11 protein-coding genes are annotated in these 12,604 nt (G+C 65.9%); 6 read left to right on the top strand and 5 right to left on the bottom strand.

The annotated features are described in order from the left end of the window. Positions 1-53 precede the first annotated feature (53 nt). Both R2770_05135 and R2770_05130 read left to right on the top strand, forming a co-directional pair. Positions 54-1,757, top strand: coding sequence for a proline--tRNA ligase (locus R2770_05135; GenBank protein MEZ5279835.1), 1,704 nt, complete (start codon positions 54-56; stop codon positions 1,755-1,757). 63 nt (positions 1,758-1,820) lie between these two features. Then, the gene (locus R2770_05130) at positions 1,821-3,113 is read left to right on the top strand and encodes an MFS transporter (GenBank protein ID MEZ5279834.1); all 1,293 of its coding nucleotides are present in this window, start codon (positions 1,821-1,823) and stop codon (positions 3,111-3,113) included. On the opposite strand, the gene R2770_05125 is transcribed toward R2770_05130, so the two are convergent. The 3 genes from R2770_05125 to R2770_05115 all read right to left on the bottom strand — a co-directional run bounded on the left by R2770_05125 (position 3,020) and on the right by R2770_05115 (position 7,492). Next, entirely contained in the window at positions 3,020-3,862 is an 843-nt protein-coding gene (locus R2770_05125) for a hypothetical protein (GenBank protein MEZ5279833.1), read from the bottom strand. The two genes, R2770_05130 and R2770_05125, sit on opposite strands and share 94 nt — an antisense overlap. Positions 3,863-3,870: 8 nt before the next feature. Further along, entirely contained in the window at positions 3,871-4,362 is a 492-nt protein-coding gene (locus R2770_05120; GenBank protein ID MEZ5279832.1) for a hypothetical protein, read from the bottom strand. Between the two features lie 166 nt (positions 4,363-4,528). After that, the gene (locus R2770_05115; protein ID MEZ5279831.1) at positions 4,529-7,492 is read right to left on the bottom strand and encodes an insulinase family protein; all 2,964 of its coding nucleotides are present in this window, start codon (positions 7,490-7,492) and stop codon (positions 4,529-4,531) included. Between the two features lie 145 nt (positions 7,493-7,637). Between R2770_05115 and yihA the strand changes: the two genes are divergently transcribed. After that, the gene (yihA, locus tag R2770_05110) at positions 7,638-8,234 is read left to right on the top strand and encodes a ribosome biogenesis GTP-binding protein YihA/YsxC (protein MEZ5279830.1); all 597 of its coding nucleotides are present in this window, start codon (positions 7,638-7,640) and stop codon (positions 8,232-8,234) included. 4 nt (positions 8,235-8,238) lie between these two features. On the opposite strand, the gene R2770_05105 is transcribed toward yihA, so the two are convergent. Further along, positions 8,239-8,553: a cell division protein SepF gene (locus R2770_05105; protein MEZ5279829.1), complete on the bottom strand. Its 315-nt coding sequence runs from the start codon at positions 8,551-8,553 to the stop codon at positions 8,239-8,241. Positions 8,554-8,690: 137 nt separating this feature from the next. On the opposite strand from R2770_05105, the gene R2770_05100 reads away from it, so the two are divergent. From R2770_05100 to R2770_05090, 3 genes are all read left to right on the top strand, one after another. After that, entirely contained in the window at positions 8,691-10,388 is a 1,698-nt protein-coding gene (locus R2770_05100; protein ID MEZ5279828.1) for a formate--tetrahydrofolate ligase, read from the top strand. 44 nt (positions 10,389-10,432) lie between these two features. Beyond that, positions 10,433-11,344, top strand: coding sequence for a bifunctional 5,10-methylenetetrahydrofolate dehydrogenase/5,10-methenyltetrahydrofolate cyclohydrolase (locus R2770_05095; GenBank protein MEZ5279827.1), 912 nt, complete (start codon positions 10,433-10,435; stop codon positions 11,342-11,344). 183 nt (positions 11,345-11,527) lie between these two features. Then, positions 11,528-12,031, top strand: coding sequence for a SigE family RNA polymerase sigma factor (locus tag R2770_05090; protein ID MEZ5279826.1), 504 nt, complete (start codon positions 11,528-11,530; stop codon positions 12,029-12,031). Here R2770_05090 and R2770_05085 read toward each other — a convergent pair. Further along, positions 12,008-12,532 carry a hypothetical protein gene (locus tag R2770_05085; protein MEZ5279825.1) on the bottom strand — a complete coding sequence of 175 codons (525 nt, stop codon included), beginning with the start codon at positions 12,530-12,532 and terminating at the stop codon, positions 12,008-12,010. The genes R2770_05090 and R2770_05085 overlap by 24 nt on opposite strands. Between the last annotated feature and the right edge of the window lie 72 nt (positions 12,533-12,604).

The raw sequence follows: 12,604 nt of genomic DNA, 5'->3' as shown, positions 1-12,604 counted from the left end.
GTCCGCGCGAATCAGCAGTTCGGGCGACCCCGGCAGCGATAACGTGATTGGCCATGCGTTGGTCGAACCTGTTCATTCCCACCTTGCGCGACGCCCCCGGCGACGCCGAGGCTGCAAGCCACAAGCTGCTGCTGAGGGGCGGGTTCATGCGCCAGCTTCACGCCGGCCACTACTCCATGCTGCCGCTGGGCTTCAAGGTCCACGAAAAGATCGCGGCCATCGTTCGTTCTGAGATGAACGCCATCGGCGGGCAGGAATACCAGCTGCCCACCATGCATCCGGCCGCGCTGTGGCAGCAGAGCGGGCGTTGGGAGGTGATGGGCGACGAGATGTTCAGGCTCAAGGACCGCAAGGGTGCCGAGCTCGCTTTGGGAATGACCGAGGAAGAGGTGTTCACGACCCTGGCCCTCGAGCTGGCCTCTTACAAACAGCTGCCCCAGATCTGGTACCAGATCCACATCAAGTTCCGTGATGAACCTCGCCCCAAGAGCGGGCTCCTGCGGGTTCGCGAGTTCACCATGAAAGACTCGTACAGCTTCGATCTGGACGAGGCCGGGCTGGACAAGTCGTTCGACCTGCACCACGACGCATACGTGCGCATCTTCGACCGCCTCAGCCTGCCCGCAATGCCAGTTGAGGCATCGTCCGGAGCGATGGGCGGTTCGGACAGCGTCGAGTTCATGGTCCCCTCCCCCGCCGGCGAAGACGATGTGGTTCGCTGTCGAGACTGTGGATATGCGGCCAACGTCGAACGGGCAACGTCGCAGCTCGCCGACATAGTGGATCAGCCCGGGCCCGACGCGCCCGAGCGCTTCGCCACGCCTGGCATCCGCACCATCGCGGCTCTCGAGGCGTTCGAGGGTGGAGCGTCGGCCGAACGCCAGATCAAGACCATGGTCATGGTGCTCGACGGCGAGATCGTTCTGGCGCTGCTGCGCGGCGACCACCAGCTGAATCTCCAGAAGCTTCAGGACGCCACCGGCGCCGCCGAGTTCAGGCCCGCCACGCCAGAAGAGGCGCTGGCGGCCTTGGGCGCAAACCCCGGCAGCCTGGGTGCGGTTGGCGTCGAGCTTCGGGTCGTCGCCGACCAGGCGCTGGCCGGGCGGTCGAACATGACCACCGGAGCAAACGAAGACGACTGGCACTATCGCGGCGTCTCCGTCGACCGCGACATAGCGGTCAGCCAGTGGGCCGACCTGCGCGAGGTGCAGGCCGGCGAACCCTGCCTCCACTGCGGCAACTCGCTCGAGATCGTCCGGTGCATCGAGGCCGGCCACATCTTCAAGCTGGGACGCAAGTATGCCGAGGCCCTCGATGCCAAGGTCCTGGACCCCGACGGCAAGGCCCGCACGATAATCATGGGCAGCTACGGCATCGGCATCGGTCGAGCGATGGCCGCCATAGTCGAGACCCACCACGACGAGCACGGTGTGGCCTGGCCTGTGGCGGTTGCGCCCTACGAAGCGGTCATCACCATCGCGTCGATGAAGGATGAGCGTGGCGTCGCCGAGGGCGAGCGGATTTATTCCCAGCTGCGCAGTGCTGGTATCGATGTTGTGCTCGACGACCGAGATGCCCGGGCAGGGGTCAAGTTCGCCGATGCCGAGCTGATCGGTATTCCCTACAGGGTCACCATCGGCAAGGCGCTAGCCGAGGGTGAGGTCGAGGTCACGGTCCGCGCCACCGGCGAAACCGAAAAGGTGCCGGTCGGCGATGTCGTCGAGCGGCTGGTGGGTGTCATCACCGCCCAACGCTGACACGACCGACGGTCTACGCAGCGAGGCGCAGGTGTCGTCATCCCCGACAACGAGGCAACCGACATGAAGACGACGCCCAGTCGCACGTACAGCGATTCTGAACAAGACAGGGCGGCGCTGCAGCGCCGCACGATCTGGGTGTTGCTGGCGGGCACATTGCCGGCCGGAGCTGCGATGTCGGGCGCCTTTGCAGCGGCCGCGACCCTGGGCGAGGACCTCACCGGCAGCGACAGGCTGGGCACCCTGGCCGCGGCCTGTGTGACGGTGGGTGGGGCCCTTTCTGCGGTGCCCGTGGCCCGCCTGATGGCACGCAGCGGGCGACGCCCCGGCCTGCGGGCAGCCTGGGTCACGGGGGCCGTGGGCGCCATCATCTGTGCGGTCGCTGCCATCGCCGAGATCTATCCGATACTGCCGCCGGGCCTGGCGATGATCGGTGTGGGCTCTGCCGGCACGCTGGCGGCGCGCTACGCGGCAGCCGACCTCGCATCGCCCGAAGACAAGGCCAGGGCCATCGGCATGCTGGTCTGGGGTGGAACGTTCGGCTCGGTTCTGGGGCCGATAGTCGCGTTGCAGGGCGCGGGCTCGGTGGCCGAGTCGGTGGGCCTGCCCGAGCTGGCTGGGCCATACATTCTTTCGCTGTTGTTGTTCATCCTGGCTTCGGGGGCCATCGACCGCCTGTTGCGGCCAGATCCCCTGGTGGTGGCGGGTGGTCTCGATTCCGACGCAGCCGAAGGCACGACCAAGCCTCCCCTTTCGGCAACCCTCGGGCGTATCGCCCGGGTGCCCGAGGCCCGCCTTGCTGTGTTGGCGATGATCGTGGGCCACGGCGTGATGGTTGGGGTCATGGTGGCAACGCCACTCCACATGAAAGACGGCAACCAGGCGCTCAGCGTGGTCGGCCAGGTGATCTCGCTGCACGTGGTCGGCATGTATGCATTCGCCCCACTGATCGGCCGCTTGGTAGACCGCGTTGGCGCCAAGCTGGTGGTCGCTGCGGGCGGCGTCATCCTTGCAGTTGGCGCCGAGATGGCCGCCCACACAGAAGCCCAGCACACACGCGGGGTGGCAATCGGGTTGTTCCTGGTGGGTGTCGGATGGAACTTCGGCATCATCGCTGCCAGTGCGCTGTTGACCCGTGCCTTCGACCTACACGAGCGTGTAGCGGCCCAGGGTGCCGCCGACCTGCTGATGACAAGCGCAGGCGCAGCCGCGGGCCTCAGCTCTGGATTTGTGCTCGAGCAATGGGGTTACCACACGCTCAGTCACAACGCCGGACTGTTCGGCGTGGCGCTGACCATATTCGCCGTGGTCACGCTGCTGCCGGGGCGCAGACCGGCCGCGGCCACCGGGGCCTGAACGCAGCGGCCGAAGGTGTCGGCCAGACCCACCGAACTGGCCGCCACGGCAACCATCCAGCAGGCAGCCACCAGCGCAGCCCCAGCACCGCCGCCAGGTGCATCCACCCCCGGCATCAGCGCCAGCGCTGCGAAGCCGGTCACGACCACGGCCGAACACTTCGACGGCCTGATCCTCGCCGACCACACCACAGCGGCCTCGACGACGAGCAGTCCTGCGACCACGTCGGCCGGTCGGTGACCGGTGGTCACCATGATCACGACCGCCCACGACACCAGCCCTGCCGCCAACAAGGCTCGTACGACGCGATGAGCGGGCACCTGCGTCGTAGCCCACAGACCGACGATGGTGGCGACGGCGGCAAACCCGAGGGTATGGCCGCTGGGAAGTGAATTGGAGGCCAGGATCGCGTCGTCGACGACGGGGCGTGGCAATGCGACCTTGGCCAGGGCGCCTATGACCACCGCCACCACTATCGACCATGCCACCGGGACCGACCGCAATGTCCGGCGGGCCGGGTTCGCACGGTGCCTGGCATGCAGAATCAGCCCCACGACGAAGGCCACCACCAGCGGGGTCGCCCACGTCGAGGTCGCAGCATGGTCGATCGAGCGCACCAAACGATCGGTGTCCACCGCCCACTCGGCCGGCAGCGAGCGCAGACCCTCGAGGCCCGCCGCGTCGAGGGCGCGTCCCCCTTCGGTCAACACTGCCGTGCCTGCAAACCCAGCTGGCAGCGCCAGGGCCAACAGCCGCATCATCGACTTGGCAGGCCGGTCGTTTCGAGATCGGGCGCTGTCAGGCCGGCTGCGAGCCGACCGACCAGAACCGGAGACTGGTTGCAGATGTCACCGGCCAGGTGGCGGGCCGCAGACGACACCGCGCCGCTGGAATCCAGCAACGCCTCGAACTCGACGTCGAGATAGGTCTGAACCAAAGCGAAGTGGTCGTCGAGATCGCTCAGCAGCACCGGGGCGCCGTCGCACGCCGCCAGATGGAGGCGAACCGACGCCCACGACTGGGCCACCTCACCGCTGTGAAGTACTCCACCACCCTCGACTGCAGCGTGCGTGTCGCCGAGCAATTGCATGGCAGCAAGCCGGGCACGCGTGGCCTTGGTGGGCACGAGCACGGGAGAGCCGGCGCCGGCCGACCCTCCCGTACCCACACTGCGATTGCCCGCAATCCATGAGACCAGACCCGTCATCAGCGCTATCGCTGAGACGAAACCCAACAGCATCATCGTCACTCGCCCGCTCCTTCCACCGAGTAGGGAAGGCGGATAACCGCTTCCGATTGCCTTGACACACAATTGACTATCGGTGGCCGGGGCCAATGCAGTGAGTGACTGTTTCGTTACTTGATCGTCATATAGTTCGTAACATTCGAAACCGGATGGGTGAGTGCGACGCCTCTCACAACGACCGCATCACCTCGATGCGGTTGGTGATGTCTATGAGGCGCCGGGCCAAGTCGTCGACTTGGTCTACGCGCAACCGCGAGACAGCGTCATAGCGCCGTGCCAAGGTCCAGGCATCGGAACCGTTGCGGGCATAGTCGATCGTCTGATCGATCAGATCGCCGTTGCTGTAGAAGTTCAGATCGTTCTGCACGACCGCTTTGGCGTCGTCGAACTCGGCGCTGTCGAGGCCCGCGTCCGCAATCGTCGCGAGTTCGCTGAGGACCCGCTCGTGAATCTGGTCGAGCCGTTCGGGGTCTCCGTCAACCGAGAACAGCAGCTCGATCGTCGACGTCTCGGGGTCGGCCTCTATATAGACCGACCCACCCGAATACGACGCTGCCAGTTCCTCTCGCACGGCTTCGAAGAACCGGGCGTTGAGGGCCGACTCGAGCACCAGCGCCGCGGCGCGGTCGGCGTCGGACACCCGACCCCCGACAGACATCAAGATGTCGAAACCTGCCCCTGCGCCCTCGTCGCCTGCCGAGACCTCTCGGGTGATGATGCCGGGTGGCATGGGCACGCTTCGGTCGATCGATTCGTCGCCGGGCCGGGTGGGCAACGAGCCCAGGTATGCGTCGGCTAGCTCGACCATGTCCGCGGTGTCGAAGTCGCCGACGATCACTGCGATCATGTCGTCTACCCCGACCAGCCGGCTGGTGTACAGATCCAGAGCATCGTCGGCGGTCAGGGTCTCCAGACGATCGACGTCGGGGTACACACGTCCCCATTCGCTGCCGTCGAAGCGCGCGTCCAACAATTCCGCGTAGGCCGCGGCCTGGGGCTCGGCCTCGAAGCTTCGGGCCCACGACCTGCCGCTCTCCTGCGCCGCACGCCACGCCGAGGTCTCGACGCTGGGCTCGGTGGCCAGCAGGTGCACGAGCTGGAAGGCAAATTCGGCGTCGTCCACCGCACCGCCGGCCGAGAACCCCTCGTCGACATCGCCGATGTAGGGGCCGGCCCCTACCGACGCGTCGGCCAGAATCGTGGCGACATCGACCGAGTCGAACCCGCCCACACCGCTGTCGCCAACGGCATCTGCGACCAACTCGGCGATGGGCCCGTCGCCTGGCTCCAGCAGGGACGCCCCGCCAGACGAGATCGTGTACAGCACAAACGATCCTTCTGCGATGGGCGACTCGACGAAGTACGCGACCAGCCCGTTGGCATAGGTCAGCTCTGTGGCGTCTATGGCCTGAATGGTTCGTGAGGCGACGGCATCGATGGCCTCGGGTCGGTCCATCAGCGGGTCACCGGGCGACACCGTCGACCCGGTCGAGACAGTGCCCTCGAACGCAGCCTGCTCGGCCTCGACTATCACCTCTGCCAGCCGCTCGGCTGTGGGGAAGTCGTCGTCGGGTGATCCGATTGGTACCAAGATCGGCGCCGATCGGCTCATCAGATAGCGCAGGTGCTGGTTGACGTCGTCTGCGCTGATCGACGACAGCACGGCGCTCTGGCGCTGGTGTGTTTCGGCCGGGTCGCCGAACGCGCTGCCGGTCAGGTGGTGATCGACCAAAGCCGAGGCGATCGAGGAGTCCTGGCGCGAGCCGAGTCCTTGAAACTCTTGGTCGATCCGAGCCTGCAAGGCGGCCACGGCTCTGGCTACTTCTGCTTCGCCGAACCCTTGGTTGGTGGCCCGACCGATTGCGGTCAGAACTTCGAGGCTGCCCTTGGCGACGTCGTCGGCGACGAAGTTGAAGCCGACGAAACGCCTGAAGCGTGAGACCGAGAACAAGCCACCGCCGGGGCGGACTATGTCGATCTCGCCTCTTGCTGCTCCGTCGCTGAGCATGGTGACCAGCAGGTCCGACACCAACGAGTCCAGCAGCGACAGTCTTTCTCCGCCGATGGTGGACGTGTCCCAGACGGGTATCGAGTAGTCGAGCGAGATGTTCGGCTCGGGTCCCTGGGGGTGGGTGGCAACCGCCGTGAACGGCTCGTCGAGATCGTCGACCTCGTAGTCGAAGCGGGGTGACTGCGAAGCCGGGGCGTCGAGCGGGCCGAACGAGCTCTCGATCAGTTCGACGATGTCGTCGACGTCGAGGTCACCGACCGCAACCACCGCCATGTTGTCGAGCCGGTACCAGGTGTCGTAGAAGTCTCGCAGCTCGTCGGCGGTGGTCGTCTCGACCTCCTCGACCGACCCCGAAGGATCGTGTCCCTCATAGGAGCTGTCCGCGTAATAGGCCTCCAGCAGCACCGACTGGATGCGGCCCGAGGGGCTTTCGTCGCGCAGGCGCAACTCTTCGCGCACCACACCACGCTCTTCGATGACGTCTTGTTCGTCGATGGTCGCAGCCGTGGCCCAGTCGACCAGGATGTCGAAGGCGGTTTCGACGGCGCCCTCGGTGCGGGTTGGCACCGACAGGATGTAAACCGTTTCGTCCATGCTGGTGTAGGCGTTGAGGTCTGGGCCGATCTCCATCCCGAAGCTGCGCAAAGCGCGGTCGAGTTCTAGCCCCGGGAATCGCTGCGTGCCGTTGAACAGCATGTGCTCGAGGAAGTGGGCCGAGCCGGCATCGGGGTCTGGCTGCTTGGCCGACCCGGCGTTCACCACAAGCCGCAGCTCCAGCTTGGCTCCTGGCGAGTCGTTCGACATCGCGTAGTACCTCAGGCCGTTGTCGAGAACGCCTGCAACTACCTCGGTGTCGAGGGCGATCGGCGTCGGGTCTGGGTCGGGGGTGACGACTTGGCTGACCCTGTCGATGACGGCGGCCGTCGTCGACGTCGTTTCACCAACGCCGGGTTCGGTGCTCGACACCGTGCTCGAGGTCGTGGGGTCAGCGCCTTCATCTGACCCGCCGCCCGTGCATGCCACTGCCAGCATCGCTGCGGCCAGCAGTGCCGCTACCAGCCGAAGCCGCCGTGGCAGGCCACTCGAGCGCGGGCTGGGGATGGTTTCCACCGATTCAGTCAAGATTGGCTCCTGGTCTGTTCGCCGGGCAACAGGCTCGCGCACCCGGTGATTGCACCCTCGTCGGGGGGCCGACGACAAGTACACCAGTCGTCGGGCGGGGACCGACGACAAGTACACCAGTCGTCGGGTGGGTATCGTCCTTCAGGTGTCGTCTTCCTCATTGCCCTTGCGTTTCGTGATGTCGGCGGCCAAAGAGTCGCAGCTTCCAGAGTCGCAGGCCGAGTTGGCGCTCGTCGGGCGTTCGAATGTGGGCAAGTCGTCGCTGCTGAATTCCCTGGCCAATCGCAAGAACTTGGCCCGCACGTCGAAGTCGCCCGGTGCCACCAAGCTCCTGAACGTGTTCGAGTTCGAGAACATGCCTGGCCACTGGCTCGTGGATCTTCCCGGCTACGGGTTCGCGAAGGTCTCGCCCAACGAGCGCAGACGGTGGCAGGCGATGATCGAGGGCTATCTGACCAATCGCAACCAGTTGCTGGCCGTGCTGATGCTGATCGACGGCGAGGTGGGCCCGACGGCGCTGGACCTCCAGACCCAGGAATGGCTGCAGCACATCGGGTTGGAGGTCATGTACGTGGCCACCAAACACGACAAGGTCAGGTCGTCCGCGCTTCAGAAGCGCAAGCGCGAGGTCAACTCGAAGCTGGGTGTCGACCGCGGGGTCTCTTGGGTGAGCGCCGCCAAGGGCACAGGAATCGTCGAGTTGCGACGCAAGATCATCAACCGATTGACCGGCGAAGACTAGGCAGCTAGGCGTTCTTGACCGGCCGCCCGAACGCCGATCGGCCGTCTGGGCCGTTGTCTTGGTTCTCTGCCTGGGCCGACCGGGTTATGTTCTCGACGATCTCGCGCAGCCCGGTGGGGTCGTTTCCCCACGTCAGGGCATACATGTCGGTGCTCACGCGCTCGAAGTCGGCGTCGCTGGCCGCAGCCGCTCCTGACAGGAAATCGATCAGGCGACGTCGCAGCGCCTTGTCGGCGGGGGCCTTCACCACGAACGCCCGACCGAATCGCAGCGAGGTCACCATCTCGCCGAAATCTTCGAAGGTCTCGGGTTCGAACATCTCCACTCCCGAAGCCTGGCACAGCGTTCTGATACCCGCCACAGCGGCCCCGGCGCGGCGCCATGGCGGCTTGCGTGCGGCCAAAGCTGTAAAACGGTTGTCGCCGATCGGCCACAACCTCCAGTAAGGAGCTTCACATGGGCTTTCCAAGCGACCTCGAGATCGCTCAGGCGGCCAGACTTCGGCCCTTGGCTGACGTGGCGGCCGACGCCCACATCCCCACAGAGTTGCTCGAACCCTACGGCTCTGGCGCCGCCAAGATCAGCCTCGATGCCATCGATGCAATGGCCACCAGGCCCAGGGCGAAGTACGTGATCGTCAGCGCAATAACCCCCACACCTTTCGGCGAGGGCAAGACCACCGTGTCGGTGGGTCTGGCGCAGGGGTTCAAGCACATCGGCAAGTCGGCGACGGTCGCCCTGCGCCAGCCGTCGATGGGCCCCACGTTCGGCATCAAGGGTGGCGCAGCCGGGGGTGGCTACAGCCAGGTGGTGCCCATGGAGTTGCTGAATCTGCATCTCACCGGCGACATGCACGCCGTCACGGCGGCTCACAACATGTGTTCGGCGGCACTCGACGCGCACCTGTTCCACGGAAACCAGACCGGCCTCGACATCCACAACATCACCTGGCGGCGGGTTCTCGACATCAACGACAGGGCATTGCGCAACATCACCATCGGTCTGGGCGGTCGCCTCGATGGCATCCCGCGCGAGACCGGCTTCGACATCACTGCGGCATCGGAGGTGATGGCCGCGCTGGCCCTGTCGACGTCGCTTCAAGATCTCAGACAGCGGCTGGGCCGCATAGTCGTGGGCTACACGAAGGCGCGGACCCCGGTCACCGCCGAGGAGCTCAAGATCGCAGGCGCAATGGCGGTGATCTTGCGCGAGGCGATAAAGCCCAACCTCATGCAGACGCTGGAGGGCACGCCGGCGCTCATCCACACCGGACCGTTCGGCAACATCGCCACAGGCAACAGTTCGATCGTGGCCGACCGCATCGGCATCCATACCGGTGATTTCCTGTTGACCGAGGCCGGCTTCGGGGCCGACATGGGCGCCGAGCGCTTCTTCAACATCAAGTGCCGCTACTCGGGTCTGGCCCCCGACGCTGCGGTTCTGGTTGCTACGGTTCGAGGCCTCAAGGCTCACAGCGGCAAGTACAAGATCGTGGCGGGAAAGCCTCTGCCGTCCGAACTGTTGCAGCCGAACCCCGACGAGGTCATCGAGGGTGGGGCGAACCTCCGCAAGCAGCTCGAGAACATGACCGTGCACGGGGTGACTCCTGTGGTGGCCATCAACGCGTTTCCAGACGATCACGACAGCGACATCGAGGCCATCCGGCGCCTGGCCGACGAATGTGGAGTGCGCTCGGCGGTCAGCCGCCACTTTGTCGAAGGTGGCGCGGGCGCGGTCGAACTGGCCGAGGCGGTACGCGACGCGGCCGACCAGCCCAGCGAGTTCTCGATGCTGTACCCCGACGACGCTTCGCTCGAGGACAAGATCCACAAGGTGGCCACCACCATCTACGGCGCCGACGCTGTCGAGTACTCGCCCGCCGCCAAACGCCAGCTGGCCACCTACACCGAGGCCGGCTTCGATCACCTGCCCGTTTGTATCGCCAAGACCCATCTGTCGCTGTCGGCCGACCCGAAGGCCAAGGGTGCTCCCACGGGATGGACCTTGCCCGTCCGCGAGGTGAGGGCCTCGGTGGGGGCCGGCTTCGTGTATCCGATCTGCGGCGACATGAGCACCATGCCGGGGCTGGGCGCAGACCCGGCCGCCCACCACATCGACATCGATGCAGAGGGCAAGATCGTCGGGCTTTCCTGACGTCTTGGTGCCCACCACACCCGCAACCACGAAACGAAATGCCGATGAACTCGATCCCCAAAGACCCATCCGATCAGCTCGCGCCGAGGCGTTCGTCGGGTGGGGCGGTGTTGATGGACGGAAACGACCTGCGCGACCGCATTGTCGACGAACTGGCCGCCGAGTTGGCGGCGCTCGGCAACCCTGCCGTGTGCCTCGCCACCGTGCTGGTTGGCGACGACAAGCCGTCGCACATCTACGTCAACATGAAACACAAGAAGGCGGCCCAGGCCGGCATGCAGTCTCGCCATGTCGAGCTTCCGGCCACGGCCAGCCAAAGCGAGGTCGAGGCGGCCGTCGCCGGGCTGGCGGCCGACCCCGGTGTGCACGGAATCTTGGTGCAGCTTCCCCTGCCCGACGGCCTCGACCCCGAACCGGTCCTCGATCTGATACCGCCCGAAAAAGACGTCGACGGTCTGACCGAGCGTTCGATGGGCCGGCTGGTTCGCAACAGGCCAGGTCTGGTGCCTTGCACCCCCGCCGGCGTCATGCGCCTGATCGAACGCTACGGCATCGATACTTCGGGCAAGCGCGCCGTGGTCATCGGGCGCTCGACGCTGGTCGGTCTGCCGGTTGCGCTGTTGCTGGCGCGCAAGGGCGTCGATGCAACCGTGACTCTGGCGCACAGCCGCACCGGCGACATGTCGTCCGTCTGCCGGGAGGCAGACATCATCGTGGCGGCGGCGGGCATGGCCAAGATGATCTCGGCCGAGCACGTCAAGCCGGGCGCCGCCGTGTTCGACGTGGGGGTGTCCCGAACCGAAGCCGGCATCCAGGGCGATGTCGATTTCGACGCTGTGCAGGCCATAGCGGGCGCCATCACACCCATGCCGGGTGGCACCGGGCCCATGACAATCGCCTGCTTGCTCGAGAACACCCTCGAGGCTGCAAGACTTCAAGGTGTGGTGGCGCGCTGACGATCATCGAAGCTGCGCCCTTCGACAGATTCGCCGCCAAACCCGCGACGGGCTCGGCGGCGTGTTACTGGTATGGGCAGCACGGCAGCTTCGGTTGCAGCAGGTATCGAATGGCACAACTGGAGCAACACGCCCGTACACCGATCGTCGTGGTTGTACCCGACAGCCTCGTGGGAGCGCCGGTTGTCTAGAGGGGTAGACCGCGAGTTCGACGAGTTCTTCCTGGCCAACTACGACCGGTTGCTGCGTTCGTTGACAGCAATAACAGGCCAGCGCGAGACGGCGCAGGACTGCGTGCAGGAAGCCTTCATCAAGGCGTACGCCCGCTGGCCCAGGCTTCGTACCTACGACGATCCGATGTTGTGGGTTCGAAAGGTCGCCATCAATCGTTCCCGTGACGCGGCCCGCTCGAACGCGCGGCGCAAGCGCCGTGAAGAGCGCTACGACGCAGAGCCCAGCCGCCCAACCGCCGGGGCCGACGTCGAGGGCAACATGAGCCTGGTTGAGGCTCTCGAGGTGTTGTCGCCCCGCCAGAAGATGGTCGCGGTGTTGTTCTATGTCGATGACATGGCGGTCGCCGACATTGCCAAGAGCCTCGGCTTGTCGAAGGGTGCGGTGAAGTTCCACCTCAACAAGGCGCGCGCTGCGCTGCGCGAAACGGTGTCAGAGGAGGGCGACCGTGTCTGATCCGCTCGACGAAGCCATCGCCAGGCGCATGCGCTCGGAGGTCCCGTTGCAAGCCGAGTCGTCAGCGGCTCTGGGCGAGTTGCGCGGGCCGATGTTGAGGGCCAGACGCCGGCGTGCGGCCGCCGTCAACGCGGGCCGGGCGGCCGTTGCGTTGCTGGTGGTTTCGGCCGGCGTCTTGGGCGTTGCCAGCCTCGACGATTCCGAGCCCGGTGTCGTGGCCGCCGGGTCGACCACCTCCACCGCTGCTGCGCCCGCGGGCGCGGCACCCATCACCGACGACGGTGAAGTCCAGGCACCCGATGCGTCTACCGAACCGCCGGCGACCGCAGCCGGATCCGAGCCGGGCTCGACGGCACCGACCAGCATCGGCCCTGCGTCGACGTCTGCGGCCGCCACGTCTGCGGCGCCGACCTCGGATGGGCCAACATCGACCTCGCCCACCTCCAACCCTCCCACCTCTGCGGTGGCCACGTCCGAGGCGCCGGCGTCGACTGCACCCACGTCGACTTCTTCTACATCTCCTGATCCGTCAACCTCGACCACGACCCTCGTCGCTTCGACAGGTGTCGAGAC

The sequence above is a fragment of the Acidimicrobiales bacterium genome (genome assembly GCA_041394185.1).
In the GTDB taxonomy this organism is placed as follows: Bacteria; Actinomycetota; Acidimicrobiia; order Acidimicrobiales; family Poriferisodalaceae; genus JAAETH01.
This window is presented reverse-complemented; position numbering and strand designations above follow the sequence as displayed.

Coding starts and splice junctions, on each gene's coding strand:
- R2770_05135 (MEZ5279835.1), top strand. CDS start 54: ATGCGTTGGTCGAACCTGTTCATTCCCACCTTGCGCGACGCCCCCGGC.
- R2770_05130 (MEZ5279834.1), top strand. CDS start 1,821: ATGAAGACGACGCCCAGTCGCACGTACAGCGATTCTGAACAAGACAGG.
- R2770_05105 (MEZ5279829.1), bottom strand. CDS start 8,553: ATGTTCGAACCCGAGACCTTCGAAGATTTCGGCGAGATGGTGACCTCG.
- R2770_05100 (MEZ5279828.1), top strand. CDS start 8,691: ATGGGCTTTCCAAGCGACCTCGAGATCGCTCAGGCGGCCAGACTTCGG.
- R2770_05095 (MEZ5279827.1), top strand. CDS start 10,433: ATGAACTCGATCCCCAAAGACCCATCCGATCAGCTCGCGCCGAGGCGT.